The following is a 24,519-nucleotide window of genomic DNA, read 5'->3' on the forward strand; positions in this document are numbered from 1 at the left end:
CAATCATAAAGACGCGCCGCAAGAGCGCTTTTAAAGTAAGGTTTCCTGATGGCGGAACAGAATCATTTGGCAAGCACAGAATGGGTCGATATTGTTAATGAAAACAATGAGGTGATAGCACAGTCCAGCCGCGAGCAGATGCGCGCGCAGTGCCTGCGCCACCGGGCGACCTATATCGTCGTTCACGACGGAATGGGGAAAATTCTGGTGCAGCGACGCACCGAGACAAAAGACTTTCATCCGGGCATGCTGGATGCCACCGCCGGCGGCGTCGTGCAGGCTGATGAGCAGTTGCTGGAGTCGGCCCGTCGGGAGGCGGAAGAGGAGTTAGGCATCGCCGGGGTGCCGTTTGCCGATCACGGCCAGTTCTACTACGAAGATAAATTCTGCCGCGTCTGGGGAAGCCTGTTCAGCTGCGTCTCCCACGGGCCGTTTGCCCTGCAGGAAGAGGAGGTGAGCGAGGTGTGCTGGTTAACGCCGGAAGAGATCACCGCCCGCTGCGATGAGTTCACGCCCGACTCGCTGAAAGCGCTGGCGCTGTGGATGACCCGTAACGCCGGCAACGAGTATGATGACGCGGAAGAGAGCGAGCGCGAATAAACGCGCTAACGCGTGGCAGCAACTGCTGTTCGCCTCCTGACAAAAAAGGCAGCCATCTGGCTGCCTTTTGCTTTCTCTCAGCGGGCGATTACTTCTGCTGCTGAGCTGACTGGATCGCGGTCAGTGCGATGGTGTAGACGATATCGTCAACCAGCGCGCCACGAGACAGATCGTTGACCGGCTTGCGCATACCCTGCAGCATCGGCCCGATGGAGATCAGGTCGGCAGAGCGCTGTACCGCTTTGTAAGTGGTGTTACCGGTGTTCAGATCCGGGAAGATGAACACGGTCGCGCGGCCAGCTACCGGCGAGTTCGGCGCTTTGGATTTCGCGACGTCAGCCATCACCGCGGCGTCATACTGCAGCGGGCCGTCGATCATCAGGTCAGGACGTTTTTCCTGCGCCAGACGGGTCGCTTCGCGGACTTTTTCTACATCGCTACCCGCGCCGGAAGTACCGGTGGAGTAGGAGAGCATCGCCACGCGCGGTTCGATGCCGAAGGCAATCGCGGAGTCAGCGGACTGAATCGCGATTTCCGCCAGCTGCTCTGCGGTCGGATCCGGGTTGATCGCGCAGTCGCCGTAAACATAAACTTGTTCCGGCAGCAGCATGAAGAACACGGAAGAGACCAGCGAGCTGCCCGGTGCGGTTTTGATCAGCTGCAGCGGCGGACGAATGGTGTTGGCGGTGGTGTGTATCGCGCCGGACACCAGGCCATCGACTTCGTCCTGTTCCAGCATCAGGGTGCCGAGAACCACGTTATCTTCCAGCTGCTCGCGGGCGACGGCTTCGGTCATGCCCTTGTTCTTACGCAGTTCGACCAGGCGAGCCACGTAGCTTTCGCGCACCACTTCCGGGTCGACGATTTCGATACCGGCGCCCAGCTCAACGCCCTGCGCTGCTGCAACGCGGTTAATCTCATCCGGGTTGCCCAGCAGCACACAGGTGGCGATCCCGCGTTCGGCGCAGATGGCTGCGGCTTTCACGGTACGCGGCTCGTCGCCTTCCGGCAGAACGACGCGTTTGCCGGCTTTACGCGCCAGCTCGGTCAGCTGGTAGCGGAAGGCTGGCGGAGAGAGACGACGGCTGCGCTCGGAGGTCGCGGTCAGCGATTCGATCCAGTCGGCGTTGATGTAGTTGGCAACGTATTCCTGAACTTTCTCAATGCGCTCGTGATCGTCAACCGGTACTTCGAGGTTGAAGCTCTGCAGGCTCAGGGAGGTCTGCCAGGTGTTGGTGTTGACCATAAACACCGGCAGGCCGGTGGCGAAGGCGCGTTCGCACAGCTTGCTGATGCGCGCGTCCATTTCATAGCCGCCGGTCAGCAGGATGGCGCCGATTTCCACGCCGTTCATCGCTGCCAGGCAGGCGGCAACCAGCACGTCAGGACGATCTGCGGAAGTAACCAGCAGCGAACCTGCGCGGAAGTGCTCCAGCATGTGCGGGATGCTGCGCGCGCAGAAGGTCACGGATTTCACGCGGCGGGTGTTGATATCGCCTTCGTTGATGATGGTCGCATTCAGGTGATGGGCCATGTCGATCGCGCGGGTGGCGATCAGATCGAAGCTCCACGGTACGGCGCCCAGCACCGGCAGCGCGCTGCCTTTTTGCAGCTGAGCCGGGTCGATCTTCACGACTTTCGCTTTGGATGAGTCGTCGAAAATTTCCGACAGGTCAGGACGGGTACGGCCCTGCTCGTCGACCGGCGCGTTCAGTTTGTTGATGATAACGCCGGTGATGCTGGTGTTTTTCGCGCCGCCAAAGCTGTTACGGGTCAGTTCAATACGCTCGTTCAGCTGTTCTGGCGTATCGGTGCCTTGCGACATGACGAAGACGATTTCCGCGTTCAGGGTTTTGGCGATTTCAAAGTTCAGCGCCTGGGCGAACTGATGCTTACGGGTCGGCACCAGGCCTTCCACCAGCACCACTTCCGCGTCCTGGGTGTTCGCGTGATAGTTGGCGATGATCTCTTCCATCAGCACATCTTTCTGATTGCTGGAGAGCAGAGATTCAACGTGGTTCATCTTCAGCGGTTCAGCAGCGGTGGTGGTGGAGGAGCTGGCGCGAACGATGGTGGTGGTCTGGTCCGGGGCATCGCCGCCGGAGCGCGGCTGGGCGATAGGTTTAAAGACGCTCAGACGAACGCCTTTGCGTTCCATAGCGCGGATCACACCGAGGCTGACGCTGGTCAGACCTACGCTGGTACCGGTAGGAATTAACATGATAGTACGGGACACGGTATATCCTCTTTCGTTACCGCCAGTATCAGGCGGGATACAAAACAGCACCACCAGCGACCCGTCATACTCCACGTTGCACGTGCGTTGGCTCTACTTGCTCACCCCGGTCGCGTATGCGCCGGGGATCTGCTGTGTCGCCGCCTTCCTGCAGCGCGAAGTATTGCGGGTCAGGGCTGGCGGTGTGGAATTATGCGGTCAGACGGCTGGCGTCTTGCGCGATGACCAGCTCTTCGTTGGTCGGGATAACCACGGCAGGACGGGTGCCTTCTTTGTTGATGAAGCCAGACTTGCCGAAGCGGGCAGCCAGGTTACGCTCATGGTCAACTTCGAAGCCCAGTACGCCCAGTTTGCCCAGCGACAGCTCACGCACCATCGCGGCGTTTTCACCGATGCCACCGGTGAAGACCACGGCGTCGAGACGGCCGTCCATCAGCGCGGTGTAGGAGCCGATGTATTTCGCCAGGCGGTGGCAGTAGACGTCCATCGCGCGTTTAGCGTCGGCTTTTTCCTGGTAGTTGTCTTCCACGTAGCGGCAGTCGCTGGTGACTTCGGTCAGGCCCAGCAGGCCGGACTCTTTGGTCAGCATTTTGTTGATGGCGTCAACGCTCATGCCCAGGGTGTCGTGCAGATGGAAGATGATTGCCGGATCGATATCGCCGGAGCGGGTACCCATCACCAGGCCTTCCAGCGGGGTCAGACCCATGGAGGTGTCAACGCATTTGCCGTTACGAATAGCGGAAACCGAACCACCGTTGCCAAGGTGGCAGGTGATGATGTTCAGCTCTTCAACCGGCTTGTTCAGGATCTTAGCGGCTTCCTGAGTCACGTAGAAGTGGCTGGTGCCGTGTGCGCCGTAACGACGAACGCCGTGCTCTTTGTACAGGCTGTACGGCAGGGCGTAGAGATAGGATTCTTCCGGCATGGTCTGGTGGAACGCCGTATCGAATACTGCCACGTTTTTGTCTTTCAGGTGCGGGAAGGATTTCAGCGCTTCAGCGATGCCGATCAGATGTGCCGGGTTGTGCAGCGGTGCGAAGGACGCCGCGTCTTTAATGCCCTGAATCACGGACTCGTCGATGACGACGGAGCTGGTGTATTTTTCACCGCCGTGGACGATACGGTGGCCAATTGCGGTCAGCTGAGCAGACAGTTCTGGTTTTTGTGCCAGAATAGTGTTAACGATAAAGTTCAGTGCTTCGCTGTGCGCGGCGCCCGCGCCTAATTCGGCTTCTTGTTTGCCGCCGTCAATTTTCCATTTGATACGGGCTTCTGGCAGGTGGAAGCATTCCGCTAAACCGGACAGGTATTCGTCGCCGTTAACGGCGTCAAGGATAGCAAATTTCAGAGAGGAGCTACCGCAGTTCAGAACCAGTACTAACTTACTCGACATGGAAGTACCTTTTTATGATACGTGGCTAAAAAAACGTCAGTGTGTCATTAGCGTAGCGCAGGATGACCTCGACATTTATGATTAACATCATGCCTTGTTCTGTTTTCAGGCACGATGAGATAAGTACATTTGATTTTATGCCATTTTGCATAATTTTCAGCCAATGGCAGAATATGCGATAATTTGACTAGCCTGGCAAAAGAGTCTATCCGCCCTTTCAGGCGGGCACAGGATACCTGATTGCGGCATCCTTTGCCAAAATCTTTTGAACGATGTCATGCATAGTTGGTGTTTTGCACGAATTTTTTAAGTTTTATATGTAAAGTTGAGGTAAAGCCATGTCGACCCCTGAGAAACGCCCCGTTAGCTTCTTTAGCTTGTTCAACCGCGGGCAGCACTACGCGAAGACCTGGCCTCTCGACAAGCGCCTCGCGCCGGTATTTATTGAAAACCGCATCATTCGTGCCACCCGCTACGCCATCCGAATCATGCCGCCGATCGCCATTTTCACCCTCTGCTGGCAGATAGCGCTGGGCGGCCAGCTGGGGCCCGCCGTGGCCACTGCGCTGTTTGCACTGAGCCTGCCGATGCAGGGGTTATGGTGGTTGGGTAAACGTTCAGTGACGCCGCTGCCGCCTTCCATTCTTAACTGGTTCTACGAAGTACGCGGCAAACTGCAGGAGGCGGGGCAGGCGCTGGCGCCTGTCGAAGGCAAGCCCGATTATCAGGCGTTGGCTGACACGCTTAAGCGCGCCTTCAAACAACTCGATAAAACTTTCCTTGATGATTTGTAATTCACTACGGAAAACGCATATAAAAGAAGGCGCATGATTTATGCGCCTTCTTTATTTCACGCCCTACCGTGCTACAGGAGTCACAACATGGAAATGACCAATGCGCAGCGTCTGATTTTATCCAATCAGTACAAGATGATGACGATGCTCGACCCGGACAATGCGGAGCGCTACCGTCGTCTGCAAACCATCATTGAGCGTGGGTATGGGCTGCAGATGCGTGAACTGGACCGCGAGTTCGGCCAGCTGACGGAAGAAACCTGCCGTACCGTAATCGACATCATGGAGATGTACCACGCGCTACACGTCTCCTGGACCAACCTGAAAGATGCGGCGGGTATCGACGAGCGTCGGGTCACCTTCCTCGGATTTGATGCCGCCACCGAAGCGCGCTTTCTCGGCTACGTGCGCTTTATGGTCAACGTTGAAGGCCGTTACAGCCACTTTGACGCCGGCACCCATGGCTTTAACTCGCAGACCCCGATGTGGGAGAAATATCAGCGGATGCTGAGCGTCTGGCACGCCTGCCCACGCCAGTATCATCTGAGCAGTAACGAAATTAACCAAATCATCAATGCCTGAGGGAGGTGCCCGTGCAGTGTAAAGGTTTCCTGTTCGATTTAGACGGGACGCTGGTGGATTCCTTGCCGGTGGTGGAGCGTTCATGGTGCAAATGGGGGGATCGTTTCGCCATTGACCATGATGAAATTCTCAGTTTTATTCACGGCAAGCAGGCCATTACCTCCATTCGCCATTTTATGCCGGGTCGCAGCGAGGAGGATATCCAGGCCGAATTCCGTTATCTCGAGCAGATGGAAGCCACTGATATCGAAGGCATCGTCGCTCTACCGGGGGCGTTAGCCCTGCTGAATACGCTCAATGAGGCCGGGATCCCGTGGGCGATTGTCACCTCCGGCTCGATTCCGGTTGCCCATGCGCGTCACCGCGCGGCGGGCCTGCCGATGCCGGAGGTGTTTGTCACCGCTGAGCAGGTGAAGCATGGCAAGCCGGCGCCGGACGCCTATCTGCTGGGCGCCGAGCGGCTGGGTCTGCCTGCCGGGGAGTGCGCGGTGGTGGAAGATGCGCCGGCGGGGCTCCTCTCCGGACTGGCGGCCGGCTGTCGCACTATCGCGGTCAACGTGCCCGCCGATGCCCCCCGTCGGGATGAAGCTGACCTCGTGCTGAGCAGCCTGGAAGATCTGGTGGTTGAACGCCAGACTGACGGCGTGGTAAATGTGCGTCTTAAAGCGTAAACCCATGATTTCGCCCCGCGTCGTCGGGGCTTTTTTATGCCACTATGTCGACTCCCACTTGTGACAAGGAAACGTTGTGAACGGTGAATTGATTTGGGTTTTATCCCTCCTGGCCATCGCGGTTGTGCTGTTTGCTACCGGTAAGGTGCGCATGGATGCTATCGCCCTGATGGTCATTGTCGCCTTTGTCCTCAGCGGCACGCTGACGCTGACTGAAGCTTTTTCCGGGTTCAGCGATCCTAACGTGATCCTGATTGCCGCCCTGTTTATTATCGGCGACGGCCTGGTGCGTACCGGGGTGGCCACCAAGATGGGCGCCTGGCTGGTGAGCGTGGCAGGCAACAGCGAAACCAAAATGCTGATCTACCTGATGCTCACCGTCGCCGGGTTGGGCGCGTTTATGAGCTCCACCGGCGTGGTCGCCATTTTCATTCCGGTGGTCCTCAGCGTCTCGGCGCGGATGAATACCTCACCCTCGCGGCTGATGATGCCGCTGAGCTTCGCCGGGCTTATCAGCGGGATGATGACCCTGGTGGCGACGCCGCCCAACCTGGTGGTCAACAGTGAACTGCTGCGCGAAGGACTGCACGGCTTCAGTTTTTTCAGCGTCACGCCGATTGGCCTGGTGGTGCTGATCCTGGGCATCGTCTATATGCTGGCGGTGCGCTTTATGCTGAAGACGGATAATGGCGATTCCGCGCGCGATGGGCGAAAAAGAAGTACCTTTCGCGATTTGATCCGCGAATATCACCTCACCGGCCGCGCTCGCCGGCTGGCGATCCGACCCGGTTCGCCGATGATCGGTCAGCGACTGGATGATTTAAAGCTGCGTGAGCGCTACTGTGCCAACGTCATCGGCGTTGAGCGCTGGCGGCGGTTCCGTCGGGTGATTGTTAACGTCAATGGGGTCTCGGAATTTCGCGCCCGCGACGTCCTGCTAATCGATATGTCTGCCTCCGATGTCGACTTGCGCCAGTTCTGCGGCGAGCAAATGCTCGAGCCGATGGTGCTGCGCGGGGAGTATTTTGCCGATCAGGCGCTGGATGTGGGGATGGCGGAGGTGGCTCTGATCCCGGATTCAGAGATGATAGGCAAAACGGTGCGTGAGATAGCCTTCCGCACCCGGTTTGGTCTCAATATCGTCGGCATGAAGCGCGATGGCAAGGCGATGGATGGTTCCGTGGTCGATGAGCCGCTGCAGCTCGGCGATATTCTGCTGGTGGTCGGCAACTGGCGGCAAATTGCCCTGCTGGCGAAGCGCGGCCGGGATTTCGTGGTGCTCAATATGCCGGTTGAGGTCGATGACGCTTCGCCGGCCCACAGCCAGGCTCCGCACGCGATTTTCTGTCTGGTCCTGATGGTGGCCCTGATGCTGACGGATGAAATCCCCAACCCCATCGCCGCGATCATCGCCTGTCTGCTGATGGGCAAATTCCGCTGTATCAACGCCGAAAGCGCCTACAAGGCGATCCACTGGCCGAGCATCATTCTGATTGTCGGGATGATGCCGTTCGCCCTGGCGTTGCAGAAAACCGGTGGGGTGGATCTGGTGGTTAAGGGACTAATGGACGTCGCCGGAGGCGAGGGGCCTTATCTGATGCTCGGCTGCCTGTTTGTGATGTGCGCGGCGATAGGCCTGTTTATCTCTAACACGGCCACCGCGGTGCTGATGGCGCCTATTGCCCTGGCGGCGGCGAAGTCGATGGGTGTGTCGCCGTATCCCTTTGCCATGGTGGTGGCGATGGCGGCTTCGGCGGCGTTTATGACCCCGGTCTCTTCGCCGGTTAATACTCTGGTGCTTGGCCCGGGTAAGTACTCATTTAGCGATTTTGTCAAAATCGGCGTGCCCTTTACCGTGCTGGTGATGGTGGTCTGCGTTCTGCTGATCCCGGTGCTCTTCCCGTTTTAAGATATGCAGGCCGGGTAGGGGGCGACCGCTGCCCGGCCTGAAAAATTACAGCGGCGAATCCTGGCTGATTTCATCCAGCGACAGCTGGAAGCTCGGGACAAACACCTGCATAAAGTAATCCATCTCCGCGCTGCGCCGCGACGCCAGCGTTTTTTCCAGACGGCCTTTGGCCAGCAGAAATTCGTTGTTGCCCGCCGACAGCTCTTCGAGGCATTTCAGGTAGGCGCAGAGGGCGTCAGCCTGTTTGACGATCGACTGCTCTTCCTCACTGTAATGATGCTCGTCAATCAGCGGTTCGAAAATATCGCGCAGCTCGTCAGGCACCATATCCACCAGCTTCTGCTGGGCGATTTTCTCAATCGCCTTATATTCCTGAGCAATCTGTGAATTAAAATATTTCACCGGGGTAGGGAGATCACCGGTTAAAACCTCGGAGGCGTCGTGGTACATCGCCAGCAGGGCGATACGCTCTGGGTTGACCTGGCCGCCAAATTTGCGGTTTTTAATCGCCGCCAGCGCGTGGGCGACCATCGCCACCTGCAGGCTGTGCTCGGAGACATTTTCGGTGCGCACGTTGCGCATCAGCGGCCAGCGGTTAATCAGTTTCAGACGGGAGAGGTGGGCAAAGAAATGACTCTGACTCATAGGGACCCTTAATCAGTGACAACATCGGGTTCCATTGTGCGCAGGGATCGCCGCCGGATGCAAATGCCGGCGGCAGCACGACTAAAGCTGATGGTAGCCGGAGAGGAAGCGGCCAAAGCGGGAGATCGCCATTTCCAGGTCGTCTTCGCGAGGCAGGGTCACAATACGCACGTGATCCGGCCACGGCCAGTTAAAGGCAGTACCCTGCACCAGCAGCACTTTCTCCTGCAGCAGGAAATCGAGCACCATTTTCTGGTCGTCGTGAATATTGAAGCGTTTGGCGTCAATTTTCGGGAACATGTACAGCGCGCCTTTTGGCTTCATGCAGGAGACGCCCGGAATATCGTTGATCAGCTCCCAGGCGCGGTTGCGTTGTTCATACAGACGCCCGCCGGGAATGATGAATTCGCTGATACTCTGGTAGCCGCCCAGCGCGGTCTGGATAGCATGCTGGGCCGGCACGTTGGCGCACAGACGCATCGAGGCAAGCATTTCCAGTCCTTCGATATAGCCTTTCGCGTGTTTTTTCGGGCCGTTCAGCACCATCCAGCCCTGACGGAAGCCGGCGACGCGGTAAGTTTTCGACAGTCCGTTGAAGGTCACCGTCAGCAGATCCGGCGCCAGAGCGGCAATCGAGTGATGCTGGGCTTCGTCGTAGAGGATCTTGTCGTAGATCTCATCGGCGAAAATAATCAGGTTGTGCTGGCGGGCGATCTCCACGATCTCCTGCAGCAGCTCTTTGGAGTAGACCGCGCCGGTGGGGTTGTTGGGGTTGATGATCACGATCCCGCGGGTGCGAGGCGTGATTTTGGCGCGGATATCGTCAAGATCCGGAAACCAGTCAGAGGATTCGTCACACAGATAGTGCACCGCTTTACCACTGGAAAGAGACACCGCCGCCGTCCACAGCGGGTAGTCCGGAGCGGGAACCAGCATCTCATCGCCACTGTTTAACAGCGCCTGCATCGCCTGCACAATCAGCTCGGACACGCCGTTGCCGATGTAAATATCTTCCACGGTGACATCGCGCATTCCCCGTGCCTGGTAATGCTGCATGATAGCTTTACGCGCCGAGTACAATCCTTTCGAATCGCAGTATCCCTGGGCGGTAGGCAGATTGCGGATGACGTCGACGAGGATCTCGTCAGGGGCTTCGAAGCCGAAGGGCGCCGGGTTGCCGATGTTCAGTTTCAGAACCTTATTGCCTTCTTCTTCAAGACGTTTCGCTTCTTTCAGAACCGGTCCGCGGATGTCATAACAGACGTTCTCTAACTTGCTGGATTTTTCGATGGGGGACATGAATCTTGACCTTTTAGCTGTTATCGCCACTCCCTGCCGTGGAAGTCAGCACGGAACAATGTACTCCGCCTCCCCGCTGTTTTGAAGGCTTTGCAGGAGAAGATTTTGCTAATGCAGGATTTTAAGCGTAATTGATTTATCTGTTGGTTGCTGGTTTTTCCTATTGTTTATGCCTTTTCATGGCATTTTTTCGGTCGTCTATGTTGATGTAGTGCCTTTTTTACCATCATTTATCTGGTTTGTTGGTTAGGTAAACGGGGCGCTGGAGAATGGGTGACCGCTAGAAAACGCTATTCTTAATCTCATAGCGGTTGATTTGTAATTTTGATGTTAAATAATTTTAATAAAAAACTGCGCGCAAGCGCATTATTATTATTTTTGACAGGTAATAATCTGAGGTTTGTTAATTTATATAAAATGCTGAAAAAAATTTAAAATTATCTCAGTTAATCCTTATTAAGGCTTATAAAAAGGATGGGAATCGGTTAGAATATCGCCGTTAATATCAGTGGTAGTCGGCATGAATTATGGCTGAATTGATATTTAATATATTGTTATTACAGGATTTTATTGTTCGTTTTTCGCCAAAAAGAAGTCCGGCGAAAGAGAGGCTTTCTCACCACTACTGCGCGATTTTCCGGGGCGACGTAAGACGCCTGGCTGGCCGTGGTAATAAATAATAATGAGAAATACGAACAATATATTACTCCGGTGTTCTGCGCATTTGCTCAGACGAGTACTTTGGCATGTAATAACGTTCGTCCAGTTGTTTATCCGCCATCAGACGGTGAGCACGAGGCTCAGGGAATAGCCGGAAACCTGGCGTAAAGCATCAACAAGGCAGGTCAGCGTTAGCCACCTGTAAGTGAAGAAAGATGATTAATACAACACGTCCGATACTCAACCTCGATCTCGATCTGCTGCGCACCTTTGTAGCAGTCGCTGATTTGAACACCTTCGCTGCCGCCGCCGCCGCAGTGTGTCGTACCCAGTCCGCGGTCAGCCAGCAAATGCAACGCCTGGAGCAACTGGTTGGCAAGGAGCTTTTCGCTCGTCACGGACGCAATAAACTGCTGACCGAGCAGGGCATCCAGCTGCTGGGCTATGCCCGCAAAATCCTGCGCTTTAACGATGAAGCCTGCATGTCGCTGATGTATGGCAGCCTGCAGGGGGGACTGACCATCGGCGCGTCGGAAGAAACCGCTGATACTATCCTGCCGTTTCTGTTAAACCGCATCGGCTGCTTCTATCCCAGAATGACGCTGGAGATTAAAGTCCATCCCCATGCCGTCATCATGGCGATGCTGAGCGCGGGAGAGGTCGATCTGGCATTAACCACCCATCAGCTTCCCGGTTTTACCGCTTTCACGCTGAGAACGTCGCCTACCCTCTGGTACTGTGCAGCGGACTACGTGCTGGCGAAAGGGGAATCGATCCCCCTCATCTTGCTCGAAGAGCCTGGCCCGTTCCGTGAGGACATCATCGCCGCGCTGGAGGCTGCCCGCGTCTCCTGGCATCTGGCTCACGGCGCCTCGTCGCTCTCCGGGGTGAAAGCGGCGGTGAAAGCCGGGCTGGGGGTCACCGCGCGTCCGGTCGAAATGATGAGCCCGGATTTGCGCGTGGCCGGCATCAGCGATGACCTGCCGGTCCTGCCGGATACCCGGTACGTCGTTAGCTGCAATCCGCAGACGGTGGGCGAACTACCGCAGGCGATTTTTCAGTCTCTGAGCCAGGAGAGCGATCCCTGGCGCGCCGGGCCGGCACTTACTCCGGAAGAGGGAGGAAGCACCTTCATTTTGTGAGGTTATTTTGCTAACAAAGATCACAAAAACTGGTAACAGAATGTAAGTGCCCAAAAAGAGCCTCAAGGGTGGGTTTCCCGTCTGGTGGCTCTTTTTTTTGCACTATTATTGATGTTTTGAATCTTTTTTTTATTTCTTTGCAAGAAAATCAGCATATTGGCGTGACCTGGCGCTCACCTTGCCGACTTTTCCCAGCACTTTCAACACTTCCTGCTAATGTTAAAAAACCGGATGGATTGTTGCCGATTTCCTGGGGTAATTAACAAAACCGTGTCGCAGATCAAGAAAATACCCCTCTTTGGGGGGAGGAATCGAGGCTAAATCCTGTCAAAATAGCAGGGATTTTTGATTTACGACGGAAACGGACACGATTCAACAACACTAAAACCGAACAGTATGCAAGGTTATTTCGCATAAAAGGGCATTTAATGTTAATGAAAAGATTCCAATGTAAATTAATGTTATGAAAACTTTTGTTAAAGTTGACAAAAGGTTAAAGAAAGGGGTAAAAAGCCACGGCATCTGGGCTTCTCACATCTTCCAGGGACGCTTTTTTGCACGGTTATTTTTTATTCCTCCCGTGAAACGCTGTGGCGTTCATCTGCCAGTAAGAGCAGAGGGTTTTGGCGCTACACTTTTTTGGTTAAGCAATGCGTATGTCAACATCCACTGAAGTCATCGCTCATCACTGGGCATTCGCTATATTTCTCATCATCGCTATCGGCCTGTGCTGCCTGATGCTCGTCGGCGGCTGGTACCTTGGCGGTCGCGCGCGCGCGCGTAGCAAAAACACGCCGTTTGAATCGGGGATCGACTCCGTTGGTTCGGCCCGCTTACGTCTTTCTGCGAAGTTTTATCTGGTTGCCATGTTCTTCGTTATCTTCGATGTGGAAGCCCTGTATCTCTACGCATGGTCGACCTCCATCCGCGAGAGCGGTTGGGTCGGCTTTGTGGAAGCCGCAATTTTCATTTTAGTGCTACTGGCTGGTCTGGTTTATCTCGTTCGCATCGGCGCACTGGACTGGACGCCTGCGCGTTCCCGTCGCACGCTGGTTAACCCGGAAACAGACAGTCCCACTAACCGTCATATGCAGTAAAAGCGAGGCAATAAGATGGATTATACGCTCACCCGCATAGATCCTAACGGTGAGAACGACCGTTACCCCCTGCAGAAACAGGAGATCGTTACCGACCCCCTGGAGCAGGAAGTCAACAAAAGCGTGTATATGGGGAAACTCGAACACGCGCTGCATGACATGGTGAACTGGGGCCGTAAGAACTCAATTTGGCCGTATAACTTCGGCCTTTCTTGCTGTTATGTGGAAATGGTGACGTCATTCACTGCGGTGCATGACGTTGCGCGCTTTGGGGCCGAAGTTCTGCGCGCCTCTCCGCGTCAGGCGGACCTGATGGTGGTCGCCGGAACCTGCTTCACCAAAATGGCGCCGGTGATTCAGCGTCTCTATGATCAGATGCTGGAGCCGAAGTGGGTGATTTCCATGGGCGCCTGCGCGAACTCCGGCGGCATGTACGACATCTATTCCGTCGTCCAGGGCGTGGATAAATTCATCCCGGTCGATGTGTACATCCCGGGCTGCCCGCCGCGTCCGGAGGCCTATATGCAGGCGCTGATGCTGCTGCAGGAGTCCATTGGTAAAGAACGTCGTCCGCTCTCATGGGTGGTTGGCGATCAGGGCGTCTATCGCGCCAATATGCAGTCGGAACGCGAGCGTAAACGCGGCGAACGTATTGCAGTGACCAATCTGCGGACGCCGGACGAGATTTAATTTGCGCCTGCGGGCGGGAGAAACACTTCGCAAATCAATCTACAACAGCGCGAAGTCTCGCCCGGCAGTCACCACGGACCTTTTGCAATGGTGAACAATATGACCGATTTAACCGCGCATGACGCCGCACCAGCCTGGCAAACCCGCGATCACCTTGATGACCCGGTGATCGGCGAACTGCGCAACCGCTTTGGGCCGGATGCCTTTACCGTTCAGCCAACCCGCACCGGCGTACCGGTGGTATGGGTCAAGCGCGAGCAGCTGCTTGAGGTGGGTGATTTCCTGAAGAAATTGCCGAAGCCTTACGTGATGCTGTTTGACCTGCACGGTATGGACGAACGTCTGCGCACGCACCGCGATGGCCTGCCCGCCGCGGATTTTTCCGTTTTCTATCACCTGATTTCCATCGACCGCAACCGCGACATCATGCTCAAGGTGGCGCTGTCTGAAAACGATCTGCATCTGCCAACCTTCACCAAACTGTTCCCCAACGCCAACTGGTATGAACGTGAAACCTGGGAAATGTTTGGTATTACCTTCGATGGCCACCCAAATCTGCGTCGCATCATGATGCCGCCGACCTGGGAAGGCCACCCGCTGCGTAAAGACTACCCGGCGCGCGCCACCGAATTCGATCCGTTTGAGCTGACCAAAGCCAAACAGGATCTGGAGATGGAAGCGCTGACTTTCAAACCGGAAGAGTGGGGCATGAAACGCGGCACCGACAACGAGGACTTCATGTTCCTCAACCTCGGTCCGAACCACCCGTCCGCGCACGGTGCCTTCCGCATTATTCTGCAGCTGGATGGCGAAGAGATCGTCGACTGCGTGCCGGATATCGGTTACCACCACCGCGGCGCCGAGAAGATGGGCGAGCGCCAGTCCTGGCACAGCTACATCCCGTACACCGACCGTATCGAATACCTTGGCGGCTGCGTCAACGAGATGCCGTACGTGCTGGCCGTAGAAAAACTGGCCGGGATCACCGTGCCGGATCGCGTCAACGTGATCCGCGTGATGCTCTCCGAACTGTTCCGCATCAACAGCCACCTGCTGTATATCTCAACCTTTATTCAGGACGTCGGCGCGATGACGCCGGTCTTCTTCGCCTTTACCGATCGGCAGAAAATCTACGATCTGGTGGAAGCGATCACCGGTTTCCGTATGCACCCGGCGTGGTTCCGCATCGGCGGCGTCGCGCACGATCTGCCGCGCGGCTGGGATCGTCTGCTGCGTGAGTTCCTCGAGTGGATGCCGAAGCGTCTGGACTCCTATGAAAAAGCCGCCCTGCGCAACACCATTCTGAAGGGCCGTTCCGTCGGCGTGGCAGCCTATACCGCCAAAGAGGCGCTGGAGTGGGGCACCACCGGCGCAGGCCTGCGCGCCACAGGTATCGGCTTCGACGTGCGTAAATGGCGTCCTTATTCTGGCTACGAAAATTTCGACTTCGAAGTCCCGACCGGCGGTGGCGTTTCTGACTGCTACACCCGCGTGATGCTGAAAGTCGAAGAGCTGCGCCAGAGCCTGCGCATTCTTCAGCAGTGCCTCGACAATATGCCGGAAGGGCCGTTCAAAGCGGATCACCCGCTGACCACGCCGCCGCCGAAAGAGCGCACGCTGCAGCATATCGAAACCCTGATCACCCACTTCCTGCAGGTATCGTGGGGCCCGGTCATGCCGGCCAACGAATCCTTCCAGATGATTGAGGCGACCAAGGGGATTAACAGTTACTACCTGACCAGCGACGGCAGCACCATGAGCTACCGTACCCGCGTCCGCACGCCGAGCTTTGCGCACCTGCAGCAGATCCCGTCGGCGATCCGCGGCAGCCTGGTATCCGACCTGATCGTCTATCTGGGTAGTATCGATTTTGTTATGTCAGACGTGGACCGCTAATTATGCACGAGAATCAACAACCACAAACCGAGGCTTTTGAGCTGAGTGCGGCAGAGCGTGAGGCTATTGAGCACGAGAAGCACCACTACGAAGACCCGCGTGCGGCGTCCATCGAAGCGCTGAAAATCGTTCAGAAACAGCGCGGCTGGGTGCCGGATGGCGCGATCTACGCCATTGCCGATGTGCTGGGCATCCCGGCCAGCGACGTCGAAGGCGTGGCGACGTTCTATAGCCAAATTTTCCGCCAGCCGGTTGGCCGTCACGTGATCCGCTACTGCGACAGCGTGGTGTGTCACATTACCGGCTATCAGGGGATTCAGGCCGCCATCGAGAAGAAGCTGAACATCAAGCCAGGGCAGACCACCTTTGATGGCCGCTTTACCCTGCTGCCGACCTGCTGCCTGGGCAACTGCGACAAGGGACCGACCATGATGATTGATGAGGACACTCACAGCCATCTGACGCCGGAGGCAATTCCTGACCTGCTGGAGCAGTACAAATGAAAACCGTAATTCGTACTGCGGAAACGCATCCGCTCACCTGGCGCCTGCGCGACGACAAGCAGCCGGTCTGGCTGGACGAGTATCGCAGCAAAAATGGCTATGAAGGGGCGCGAAAAGCGCTGACCGGCATGGCGCCGGACGAGATCGTCACGGCGGTAAAAGACGCTGGCCTGAAAGGGCGCGGCGGCGCGGGCTTCTCCACCGGTCTGAAGTGGAGCCTGATGCCGAAAGACGAATCCATGAACATCCGTTACCTGCTGTGTAACGCCGATGAGATGGAGCCGGGCACCTATAAAGACCGCCTGCTGATGGAGCAGCTCCCGCACCTGCTGGTGGAAGGCATGCTGATCTCCGCCTTTGCGCTGAAGGCTTATCGCGGCTACATCTTCCTGCGCGGAGAGTATATCGAAGCGGCCCAGCATCTGCGCCGCGCGATTGCCGAAGCCACCGAGGCGGGCCTGCTGGGGAAAAATATCCTCGGCACTGGTTTTGACTTCGAGCTGTTTGTCCACACCGGGGCAGGACGCTATATCTGCGGCGAAGAGACGGCGCTGATCAACTCCCTGGAAGGCCGCCGCGCTAACCCGCGCTCCAAGCCGCCGTTCCCGGCGAGCTCCGGCGTGTGGGGTAAGCCGACCTGCGTCAACAACGTGGAAACCCTGTGCAACGTGCCGGCGATTCTGGCTAACGGCGTCGAGTGGTACCAGAACATCTCCACCAGTAAAGATGCCGGCACCAAGCTGATGGGCTTCTCCGGCCGCGTGAAGAACCCGGGCGTCTGGGAGCTGCCGTTCGGCACCACTGCCCGCGAGATCCTTGAAGATTACGCCGGCGGTATGCGCGATGGCCTGAAGTTTAAAGCCTGGCAGCCGGGTGGGGCAGGGACCGACTTCCTCACCGAAGCGCACCTCGATCTGCCGATGGAGTTCGAAAGCATTGGTAAAGCGGGCAGCCGTCTGGGCACCTCGCTGGCGATGGCCGTTGACCACGAGATCAACATGGTCTCGCTGGTGCGCAACCTCGAAGAGTTCTTTGCCCGCGAGTCCTGTGGCTGGTGTACGCCGTGCCGCGATGGTCTGCCGTGGAGCGTGAAGATCCTGCGCGCCCTGGAGCGCGGCGAAGGTCAGCCTGGCGATATCGAAACGCTTGAGCAACTGTGTCGATTCCTGGGCCCAGGGAAAACCTTCTGCGCGCACGCGCCGGGCGCGGTTGAGCCGCTGCAGAGCGCGATTAAATATTTCCGCGAAGAATTCGAGGCTGGCATTAAGCAGCAGTTCAGCAATACCCATGCAATCAACGGGATTCAGCCGAACCTGCTTAAGACGCGCTGGTAATCTAAAGGTTTTTTTATTTTTGGAAGCACGCTAATGGCTACGATTCATGTAGACGGCAAAGAATACGAGGTCAACGGAGCGGACAACCTGCTGGAGGCTTGTCTCTCTCTTGGGCTTGATATTCCCTACTTTTGCTGGCATCCGGCGCTAGGGAGCGTCGGTGCTTGCCGCCAGTGTGCGGTGAAGCAATATCAGAACGCGGAAGACACGCGTGGTCGCCTGGTGATGTCCTGTATGACTCCGGCATCCGACGGCACCTTTATTTCTATCGACGACGGCGAAGCGAAGCAGTTCCGCGAAAGCGTGGTGGAGTGGCTGATGACCAACCACCCGCACGACTGCCCGGTCTGCGAAGAGGGCGGCAACTGCCACCTGCAGGATATGACGGTGATGACCGGCCATAGCTTCCGCCGCTATCGTTTTACCAAGCGTACCCACCGCAACCAGGATCTGGGGCCGTTTATTTCTCACGAAATGAACCGCTGCATCGCCTGCTACCGCTGCGTGCGCTACTACAAAGATTATGCCGACGGCACCGATCTGGGCGTCTATGGCGCCCACGACAACGTCTACTTCGGCCGCCCGGAAGATGGCACCCTGGAGAGCGAATTCTCCGGCAACCTGGTGGAAGTCTGCCCGACCGGCGTCTTCACTGATAAAACGCACTCTGAGCGTTATAACCGTAAGTGGGACATGCAGTTTGCGCCGAGCATCTGCCAGCAGTGTTCCATTGGCTGCAACATCAGCCCGGGCGAACGCTATGGCGAGCTGCGTCGTATCGAAAACCGCTATAACGGGACCGTTAACCGCTACTTCCTCTGCGACCGCGGTCGTTTCGGCTATGGCTACGTGAACCTGAAAGACCGTCCGCGTCAGCCGGTTCAGCGCCGCGGCGACGATCTGATTACCCTCAACGCCGAGCAGGCGATGCAGGGCGCGGCGGATATTCTGCGCCAGTCGAAGAAAGTGATCGGCATCGGCTCCCCGCGCGCCAGCATTGAAAGCAACTTCGCGCTGCGCGAGCTGGTGGGCGCCGACAACTTCTATACCGGCATCGCCAAAGGCGAACAAGCGCGCCTGCAGATGATGCTGAAAGTGCTGCGCGAAGGTGGGATCCACACCCCAAGCCTGCGCGATATCGAATCCTACGACGCGGTACTGGTGCTGGGCGAAGACATTACCCAGACCGGCGCGCGCGTCGCGCTGGCGGTGCGTCAGGCGGTGAAAGGGAAAGCACGCGAAATGGCGGCGGCACAGAAAGTGGCCGACTGGCAGATTGCGGCGATCCTCAACATCGGCCAGCGCGCCAAGCACCCGCTATTCGTCACCAACATCGATGACACCCGCCTGGATGACATCGCCGCGTGGACCTACCGCGCGCCGGTAGAAGATCAGGCGCGTCTCGGCTTCGCCATCGCCCATGCGCTGGACGACAGCGCGCCGGCGGTTGACGGCCTGAGCCGCGAACTGCAGGGTAAAGTCGATGTCATCGTCCAGGCGCTGGCCGGGGCGAAAAAACCACTGATTATTTCCGGGACCAACGCCGGCAGCATGGAGATCATCCAGGCCGCCGCTAACGTGGCGAAAGCCCTGAAAGGCCGTGGCGCCGACGTCGGCGTGACCATGGTTGCCCGCGCGGTGAACAGCGTCGGTCTGGGTATGATCGGCGGCGGCTCGCTTGAGGAGGCGCTCGACGAACTGGAAAGCGGCGCCGCAGACGCAGTTATCGTGCTGGAAAACGACCTTCACCGTCATGCTTCCGCCGCCCGCGTCGACGCAGCGCTCTCCAAAGCGCCGCTGGTGATGGTGGTTGACCATCAGCGCACGGCGATTATGGACAAAGCGCACCTGGTGCTCTCCGCGGCAAGCTTTGCGGAAAGCGACGGTACCGTGGTGAACAACGAAGGCCGCGCCCAGCGTTTCTTCCAGGTCTACGACCCGGCCTACTACGACGCGAAAACCGTGATGCTGGAAAGCTGGCGCTGGCTGCATTCTCTGCACAGCACCGTTAACAACCGTCAGGTTGACTGGACGCAGCTGGACCACGTTATCGATGCCGCGATTGCCGCACTGCCGCAGCTGGCGGGCATAAAAGATGCCGCGCCGGATGCGACCTTCCGCATTCGTGGGCAGAAACTGGCGCGTGAACCGCACCGCTACAGCGGCCGCACGGCGATGCGCGCTAACATCAGCGTCCACGAGCCGCGTCAGCCGCAGGATAAAGACACGATGTTCGCCTTCTCTATGGAAGGGAACAACCAGCCGTCTGCCCCGCGTTCGCAGATCCCGTTCGCCTGGGCGCCGGGCTGGAACTCCCCGCAGGCATGGAACAAGTTCCAGGATGAAGTGGGCGGGAAACTGCGCCATGGCGATCCGGGCGTCCGCCTGTTTGAAGCTTCCGCCAGCGGGCTGGAATACTTCACGGCGGTGCCGGCCAGCTTCCAGGCGGAAGAGGGGAAATGGCGTATCGCACCTTATTATCACCTGTTTGGCAGCGATGAGTTGTCACAGCGCGCGCCGGTGTTCCAGAGCCGGATGCCTGAGCCGTACATCAAGCTGAACCCGGCGGATGCCGCGAAGCTTGGCGTCAACGCCGGGGCGATGCTCTCCTTTAGCGTGGAAGGCCAGACCCTGCGTCTGCCGCTGGTTATCTCTGAAGGTCTGACCGCAGGACAGGTTGGCTTACCGATGGGCATGCCGGGCATTGCGCCGGTACTGACCGGATCGCGTATCGATTCACTGCAGGAGGCGAAAGCATGAGCTGGTTAACGCCGGATCTTATCGACATTCTGTTAAGCATCCTGAAGGCCGTGGTCATTCTGCTGGTGGTGGTCACCTGCGGCGCGTTCATGAGCTTCGGCGAGCGTCGTCTGCTCGGTCTGTTCCAGAACCGCTACGGGCCAAACCGGGTGGGCTGGGGCGGTTCGCTGCAGCTGGTCGCCGACATGATCAAGATGTTCTTTAAAGAGGACTGGATCCCGCGCTTTTCCGATCGCGTGATCTTTACTCTGGCGCCGGTTATCGCCTTTACCTCGCTGCTGCTGGCCTTCGCTATCGTGCCGGTCAGCCCGACGTGGGTGGTGGCTGACCTGAACATCGGGATCCTGTTCTTCCTGATGATGGCAGGCCTGGCGGTTTACGCGGTGCTGTTCGCCGGTTGGTCGAGCAACAACAAATACTCCCTGCTGGGGGCGATGCGTGCTTCCGCGCAGACCCTAAGCTACGAAGTGTTCCTCGGCCTCTCCCTGATGGGCGTGGTGGCGCAGGCGGGGTCATTCAATATGACCGATATCGTCAACAACCAGGCGCATCTGTGGAACGTTATCCCGCAGTTCTTCGGCTTCGTGACGTTCGCCATCGCCGGCGTGGCGGTGTGTCACCGTCACCCGTTCGACCAGCCGGAAGCGGAGCAGGAGCTGGCCGATGGTTACCACATTGAATACTCCGGCATGAAGTTCGGTCTGTTCTTCGTGGGTGAATACATCGGTATCGTCACCGTTTCAGCGCTGATCGTCACGCTGTTCTTCGGCGGCTGGAATGGCCCGTGGTTACCTCCTTTCATCTGGTTCGCGCTGAAAACCGCGTTCTTCATGATGATGTTCATTTTGATCCGCGCATCATTACCGCGTCCGCGCTATGACCAGGTAATGTCCTTTGGCTGGAAGGTATGCCTGCCATTAACGCTGGTCAACTTGTTGGTAACGGCGGCTGTCATTCTCTGGCAGGCGCAATAAGGGGTGAATTGAACATGACCTTAAAAGAATTATTGGTGGGGTTCGGCACCCAGGTCCGGAGTATCTGGATGATTGGCCTGCATGCCTTCGCCAAACGTGAAACCCGGATGTACCCGGAAGAGCCGGTCTATTTGCCGCCGCGTTATCGCGGCCGCATCGTGCTGACGCGCGATCCGGACGGTGCAGAGCGCTGCGTCGCCTGTAACCTGTGTGCGGTAGCTTGCCCGGTGGGCTGTATTTCGCTGCAGAAAGCAGAGACGGTAGACGGCCGCTGGTATCCTGAGTTCTTCCGCATCAACTTCTCACGCTGCATCTTCTGCGGTCTGTGCGAAGAAGCGTGCCCGACCACGGCGATCCAGTTGACCCCTGACTTCGAGCTGGGTGAATACAAACGTCAGGATCTGGTGTACGAAAAAGAGGATCTGCTGATTTCCGGTCCGGGCAAATACCCGGAATATAACTTCTACCGGATGGCGGGTATGGCAATCGACGGCAAAGATAAGGGCGAAGCGGAAAACGAAGCTAAGCCGATCGACGTCAAGAGCCTGTTACCGTAAGGAGAGGGCAATGGAATTCGCTTTTTATATCTGTGGCCTGATCGCCATCCTCGCAACCTTGCGGGTCGTCACTCACACCAATCCGGTGCATGCGCTGCTGTACCTGATCATTTCGCTGTTAGCGATTGCCGGGGTGTTCTTCTCGCTGGGCGCGTACTTCGCCGGGGCGCTGGAGATTATCGTCTACGCTGGGGCCATTATGGTGCTGTTCGTCTTCGTGGTGATGATGCTCAACCTGGGCGGCAGCGAAATCGAACAGGAACGCAAATGGCTGCAGCCGGGGATCTGGATTGGCCCGGCCATCCTCTCCGCAGTGCTGCTGGTGGTTATCGTTTACGCCATTCTGGGGATTAACGACCAGGGTATCGACGGCGCGGCAATCAACGCTAAAGAAGTGGGTATTGCGCTGTTTGGGCCGTACGTCCTGGCGGTGGAGCTGGCCTCCATGCTGCTGCTGGCGGGCCTGGTGGTCGCCTTCCACATCGGTCGCGAAGAGCGCGCCGGCGAGGTGCTGAGCAACCGCGTGAACGACAGCGACAAAAGAAAAACGGAGGAACACGCATGATCCCCTTAACACATGGACTGATCCTCGCGGCCATCCTGTTTGTGCTTGGTCTGACGGGGCTGGTGATCCGCCGCAATCTGCTGTTTATGTTGATCAGCCTGGAAATCATGATTAACGCCGCCGCGCTGGCCTTTGTGGTGGCGGGCAGCTACTGGGGCCAGGCAGATGGTCAGATTATGTATATCCTCGCCATCAGCCTTGCGGCTGCGGAAGCGAGTATCGGTCTGGCGCTGCTGCTGCAGCTCCATCGTCGCCGCCAGAACCTGAACATCGATTCAGTAAGTGAGTTGCGTGGATGAACATGCTTGCCTTAACCATTCTTTTGCCATTGATTGGCTTTGTGCTGCTGGCCTTCTCCCGCGGGCGCTGGTCGGAAAACCTTTCCGCCACCGTTGGCATGGGCTCGGTAGGCCTGGCGGCGCTGGTCACCGCCTATGTCGGCGTCGACTTTTTCGCTAACGGCAAACAGGCGGTCAGCGTGCCGCTGTGGACCTGGATGTCGGTAGGGGATTTCAACATCGGCTTCAACCTGGTGCTGGACGGCCTGTCGCTGACCATGCTCTCCGTGGTGACCGGCGTCGGCTTCCTGATCCACATGTTCGCCTCCTGGTATATGCGCGGTGAAGAGGGCTACTCCCGCTTCTTCGCCTACACCAACCTGTTTATCGCCAGCATGGTGGTTCTGGTACTGGCCGACAACCTGCTGCTGATGTACCTGGGTTGGGAAGGGGTGGGTCTTTGCTCTTACCTGCTGATCGGCTTCTACTACACCGATCCGAAGAACGGCGCCGCAGCGATGAAAGCGTTTGTGGTGACCCGCGTCGGCGACGTGTTCCTCGCCTTCGCGCTGTTCATCCTCTACAACGAACTGGGTACCCTCAACTTCCGCGAAATGGTTGAGCTGGCGCCGCAGCACTTTGCTAACGGCAGCACCACGCTGCAGTGGGCGACGCTGATGCTGCTCGGCGGCGCGGTCGGTAAATCCGCCCAGCTGCCGCTGCAAACGTGGCTTGCCGATGCGATGGCGGGTCCGACGCCGGTTTCCGCGCTGATCCACGCCGCGACCATGGTCACCGCGGGCGTCTACCTGATCGCCCGTACCCACGGTCTGTTCCTGATGACGCCGGAAGTGCTGCATCTGGTCGGGATCGTCGGGGCGGTTACCCTGGTGCTGGCGGGCTTCGCCGCGCTGGTGCAGACCGACATTAAACGCGTTCTCGCTTACTCCACGATGAGCCAGATTGGCTACATGTTCCTCGCGCTGGGCGTGCAGGCATGGGACGCGGCGATTTTCCATCTGATGACTCACGCGTTCTTTAAAGCGCTGCTGTTCCTGTCGTCTGGTTCGGTGATTCTCGCCTGCCATCACGAACAGAACATCTTCAAGATGGGCGGCCTGCGCAAATCTATTCCGCTGGTGTACGTCTGCTTCCTGGTGGGGGGCGCGGCGCTGTCCGCTCTGCCGCTCATTACCGCAGGCTTCTTCAGTAAGGATGAGATTCTGGCGGGGGCGATGGCCAACGGCCATATCAACCTGATGGTGGCGGGCCTGGTCGGCGCCTTTATGACCTCGCTGTACACCTTCCGCATGATTTTCATTGTGTTCCACGGTAAAGAGCAAATTCACGCGCACGCAGGGAAGGGGATCACCCATCATCTGCCGCTGATTGTGCTGCTGGTGCTGTCCACCTTCGTTGGCGCGCTGATCGTGCCGCCGCTGGAAGGCGTCTTACCGCAGACCACAGAACTGGCGCACGGCAGCGTGATGACGCTGGAGATTGCCTCCGGGATCATCGCTATTGCCGGCATCCTGATCGCCGCATGGCTGTGGCTGGGCAAACGCACCCTGGTGACCTCTATCGCCAACAGCGCGCCTGGCCGCTTCTTCGGTACCTGGTGGTTCCATGCCTGGGGCTTCGACTGGTTATACGACAAAGTATTCGTTAAGCCATTCCTCGGCATTGCCTGGCTGCTGAAGAGCGATCCGCTGAACTCGTTGATGAACATCCCGGCGCTCCTCTCCCGCTTCGCAGGTAAAGGCCTGCTGGTGAGCGAGAACGGCTATCTGCGCTGGTATGTGGCGTCAATGAGCATTGGCGCGGTGGTGGTGCTGGCGCTGCTGATGGTATTGCGTTGAGTTTGAGAACCTTTGTGTTGCCCGGCGGCGCGGTGCTTGCCGGGCCTACGGGAGCGTAGGTCGGGTAAGCGTTAG

At 57.6% G+C, this 24,519-nt stretch carries 21 protein-coding genes; 17 read left to right on the top strand and 4 right to left on the bottom strand.

Translation table 11 applies throughout. From position 1 onward, the window contains the following. Positions 1–48: 48 nt before the first annotated feature. Positions 49–600 (top strand): NUDIX hydrolase YfcD, encoded by a 552-nt coding sequence (yfcD, locus tag ABLV64_RS17575; protein ID WP_002913197.1) that lies wholly within the window; start codon positions 49–51, stop codon positions 598–600. Between the two features lie 88 nt (positions 601–688). Here yfcD and pta read toward each other — a convergent pair whose 3' ends face one another. Beyond that, positions 689–2,836, bottom strand: coding sequence for a phosphate acetyltransferase (pta, locus tag ABLV64_RS17580; RefSeq protein ID WP_348843039.1), 2,148 nt, complete (start codon positions 2,834–2,836; stop codon positions 689–691). A 190-nt stretch (positions 2,837–3,026) separates the two neighbouring features. Next, a complete protein-coding gene (gene ackA / locus ABLV64_RS17585) occupies positions 3,027–4,229 on the bottom strand; it encodes an acetate kinase (protein ID WP_004201756.1) in 1,203 nt (400 codons plus the stop codon). A gap of 338 nt (positions 4,230–4,567) precedes the next feature. On the opposite strand from ackA, the gene yfbV reads away from it, so the two are divergent. The 4 genes from yfbV to ABLV64_RS17605 all read left to right on the top strand — a co-directional run bounded on the left by yfbV (position 4,568) and on the right by ABLV64_RS17605 (position 8,185). Beyond that, positions 4,568–5,023, top strand: a complete 456-nt coding sequence (yfbV, locus tag ABLV64_RS17590) for a terminus macrodomain insulation protein YfbV (RefSeq protein WP_002913194.1) — start codon at positions 4,568–4,570, stop codon at positions 5,021–5,023. Positions 5,024–5,110: 87 nt separating this feature from the next. Then, on the top strand, positions 5,111–5,605 hold the full coding sequence (locus tag ABLV64_RS17595) for a YfbU family protein (RefSeq protein WP_004201754.1): 495 nt from the start codon (positions 5,111–5,113) through the stop codon (positions 5,603–5,605). A gap of 11 nt (positions 5,606–5,616) precedes the next feature. Continuing rightward, positions 5,617–6,276 (top strand): sugar phosphatase, encoded by a 660-nt coding sequence (locus tag ABLV64_RS17600; RefSeq protein WP_004201751.1) that lies wholly within the window; start codon positions 5,617–5,619, stop codon positions 6,274–6,276. A 76-nt stretch (positions 6,277–6,352) separates the two neighbouring features. Further along, on the top strand, positions 6,353–8,185 hold the full coding sequence (locus tag ABLV64_RS17605) for an SLC13 family permease (RefSeq protein WP_004201750.1): 1,833 nt from the start codon (positions 6,353–6,355) through the stop codon (positions 8,183–8,185). A 45-nt stretch (positions 8,186–8,230) separates the two neighbouring features. Here the strand turns inward: ABLV64_RS17605 and yfbR are convergent, their stop codons facing one another. Further along, positions 8,231–8,830, bottom strand: coding sequence for a 5'-deoxynucleotidase (gene yfbR / locus ABLV64_RS17610; protein ID WP_004201749.1), 600 nt, complete (start codon positions 8,828–8,830; stop codon positions 8,231–8,233). Between the two features lie 81 nt (positions 8,831–8,911). Then, positions 8,912–10,129: an alanine transaminase AlaA gene (gene alaA, locus ABLV64_RS17615; RefSeq protein ID WP_004201748.1), complete on the bottom strand. Its 1,218-nt coding sequence runs from the start codon at positions 10,127–10,129 to the stop codon at positions 8,912–8,914. An 875-nt stretch (positions 10,130–11,004) separates the two neighbouring features. Here alaA and ABLV64_RS17620 point away from each other — a divergent pair. From ABLV64_RS17620 to nuoL, 12 genes are all read left to right on the top strand, one after another. Then, positions 11,005–11,931, top strand: coding sequence for a LysR family transcriptional regulator (locus ABLV64_RS17620; RefSeq protein WP_049004653.1), 927 nt, complete (start codon positions 11,005–11,007; stop codon positions 11,929–11,931). Positions 11,932–12,581: 650 nt separating this feature from the next. Further along, the gene (nuoA, locus tag ABLV64_RS17625; RefSeq protein ID WP_002913181.1) at positions 12,582–13,028 is read left to right on the top strand and encodes an NADH-quinone oxidoreductase subunit NuoA; all 447 of its coding nucleotides are present in this window, start codon (positions 12,582–12,584) and stop codon (positions 13,026–13,028) included. 15 nt (positions 13,029–13,043) lie between these two features. Then, a complete protein-coding gene (gene nuoB / locus ABLV64_RS17630; protein WP_002913178.1) occupies positions 13,044–13,718 on the top strand; it encodes an NADH-quinone oxidoreductase subunit NuoB in 675 nt (224 codons plus the stop codon). An 87-nt stretch (positions 13,719–13,805) separates the two neighbouring features. Further along, the gene (nuoC, locus tag ABLV64_RS17635) at positions 13,806–15,614 is read left to right on the top strand and encodes an NADH-quinone oxidoreductase subunit C/D (RefSeq protein WP_004201746.1); all 1,809 of its coding nucleotides are present in this window, start codon (positions 13,806–13,808) and stop codon (positions 15,612–15,614) included. 2 nt (positions 15,615–15,616) lie between these two features. Continuing rightward, positions 15,617–16,117 (top strand): NADH-quinone oxidoreductase subunit NuoE, encoded by a 501-nt coding sequence (gene nuoE / locus ABLV64_RS17640; RefSeq protein WP_002913160.1) that lies wholly within the window; start codon positions 15,617–15,619, stop codon positions 16,115–16,117. Next, the gene (nuoF, locus tag ABLV64_RS17645; protein ID WP_002913158.1) at positions 16,114–17,451 is read left to right on the top strand and encodes an NADH-quinone oxidoreductase subunit NuoF; all 1,338 of its coding nucleotides are present in this window, start codon (positions 16,114–16,116) and stop codon (positions 17,449–17,451) included. Before nuoE ends, nuoF begins: the two co-directional genes overlap by 4 nt. Before the next feature lie 33 nt (positions 17,452–17,484). Continuing rightward, entirely contained in the window at positions 17,485–20,211 is a 2,727-nt protein-coding gene (gene nuoG / locus ABLV64_RS17650) for an NADH-quinone oxidoreductase subunit NuoG (protein WP_004201744.1), read from the top strand. Beyond that, positions 20,208–21,185, top strand: a complete 978-nt coding sequence (nuoH, locus tag ABLV64_RS17655) for an NADH-quinone oxidoreductase subunit NuoH (RefSeq protein WP_002913156.1) — start codon at positions 20,208–20,210, stop codon at positions 21,183–21,185. Before nuoG ends, nuoH begins: the two co-directional genes overlap by 4 nt. Before the next feature lie 14 nt (positions 21,186–21,199). Further along, positions 21,200–21,742 (top strand): NADH-quinone oxidoreductase subunit NuoI, encoded by a 543-nt coding sequence (gene nuoI, locus ABLV64_RS17660; RefSeq protein WP_002913152.1) that lies wholly within the window; start codon positions 21,200–21,202, stop codon positions 21,740–21,742. Positions 21,743–21,752: 10 nt separating this feature from the next. Continuing rightward, entirely contained in the window at positions 21,753–22,307 is a 555-nt protein-coding gene (gene nuoJ / locus ABLV64_RS17665) for an NADH-quinone oxidoreductase subunit J (protein WP_004201743.1), read from the top strand. Continuing rightward, the gene (gene nuoK, locus ABLV64_RS17670; RefSeq protein WP_002913148.1) at positions 22,304–22,606 is read left to right on the top strand and encodes an NADH-quinone oxidoreductase subunit NuoK; all 303 of its coding nucleotides are present in this window, start codon (positions 22,304–22,306) and stop codon (positions 22,604–22,606) included. The genes nuoJ and nuoK overlap by 4 nt, the downstream gene beginning before the upstream one ends. Further along, the gene (gene nuoL / locus ABLV64_RS17675) at positions 22,603–24,444 is read left to right on the top strand and encodes an NADH-quinone oxidoreductase subunit L (protein WP_004201740.1); all 1,842 of its coding nucleotides are present in this window, start codon (positions 22,603–22,605) and stop codon (positions 24,442–24,444) included. The genes nuoK and nuoL overlap by 4 nt, the downstream gene beginning before the upstream one ends. The last annotated feature ends 75 nt before the right edge of the window (positions 24,445–24,519 follow it).

The organism is Klebsiella sp. JB_Kp031 (assembly GCF_040064295.1).
Lineage (GTDB): Bacteria > Pseudomonadota > Gammaproteobacteria > Enterobacterales > Enterobacteriaceae > Klebsiella > Klebsiella quasipneumoniae.

What these genes read in the sequence shown, in the direction of transcription:
- yfcD (WP_002913197.1), top strand. Translation starts at nt 49, where the DNA reads ATGGCGGAACAGAATCATTTGGCAAGCACAGAATGGGTCGATATTGTT.
- ackA (WP_004201756.1), bottom strand. Translation starts at nt 4,229, where the DNA reads ATGTCGAGTAAGTTAGTACTGGTTCTGAACTGCGGTAGCTCCTCTCTG.
- yfbV (WP_002913194.1), top strand. Translation starts at nt 4,568, where the DNA reads ATGTCGACCCCTGAGAAACGCCCCGTTAGCTTCTTTAGCTTGTTCAAC.
- ABLV64_RS17595 (WP_004201754.1), top strand. Translation starts at nt 5,111, where the DNA reads ATGGAAATGACCAATGCGCAGCGTCTGATTTTATCCAATCAGTACAAG.
- yfbR (WP_004201749.1), bottom strand. Translation starts at nt 8,830, where the DNA reads ATGAGTCAGAGTCATTTCTTTGCCCACCTCTCCCGTCTGAAACTGATT.
- alaA (WP_004201748.1), bottom strand. Translation starts at nt 10,129, where the DNA reads ATGTCCCCCATCGAAAAATCCAGCAAGTTAGAGAACGTCTGTTATGAC.
- ABLV64_RS17620 (WP_049004653.1), top strand. Translation starts at nt 11,005, where the DNA reads ATGATTAATACAACACGTCCGATACTCAACCTCGATCTCGATCTGCTG.
- nuoA (WP_002913181.1), top strand. Translation starts at nt 12,582, where the DNA reads ATGCGTATGTCAACATCCACTGAAGTCATCGCTCATCACTGGGCATTC.
- nuoB (WP_002913178.1), top strand. Translation starts at nt 13,044, where the DNA reads ATGGATTATACGCTCACCCGCATAGATCCTAACGGTGAGAACGACCGT.
- nuoC (WP_004201746.1), top strand. Translation starts at nt 13,806, where the DNA reads ATGGTGAACAATATGACCGATTTAACCGCGCATGACGCCGCACCAGCC.
- nuoE (WP_002913160.1), top strand. Translation starts at nt 15,617, where the DNA reads ATGCACGAGAATCAACAACCACAAACCGAGGCTTTTGAGCTGAGTGCG.
- nuoF (WP_002913158.1), top strand. Translation starts at nt 16,114, where the DNA reads ATGAAAACCGTAATTCGTACTGCGGAAACGCATCCGCTCACCTGGCGC.
- nuoG (WP_004201744.1), top strand. Translation starts at nt 17,485, where the DNA reads ATGGCTACGATTCATGTAGACGGCAAAGAATACGAGGTCAACGGAGCG.
- nuoH (WP_002913156.1), top strand. Translation starts at nt 20,208, where the DNA reads ATGAGCTGGTTAACGCCGGATCTTATCGACATTCTGTTAAGCATCCTG.
- nuoI (WP_002913152.1), top strand. Translation starts at nt 21,200, where the DNA reads ATGACCTTAAAAGAATTATTGGTGGGGTTCGGCACCCAGGTCCGGAGT.
- nuoJ (WP_004201743.1), top strand. Translation starts at nt 21,753, where the DNA reads ATGGAATTCGCTTTTTATATCTGTGGCCTGATCGCCATCCTCGCAACC.
- nuoK (WP_002913148.1), top strand. Translation starts at nt 22,304, where the DNA reads ATGATCCCCTTAACACATGGACTGATCCTCGCGGCCATCCTGTTTGTG.
- nuoL (WP_004201740.1), top strand. Translation starts at nt 22,603, where the DNA reads ATGAACATGCTTGCCTTAACCATTCTTTTGCCATTGATTGGCTTTGTG.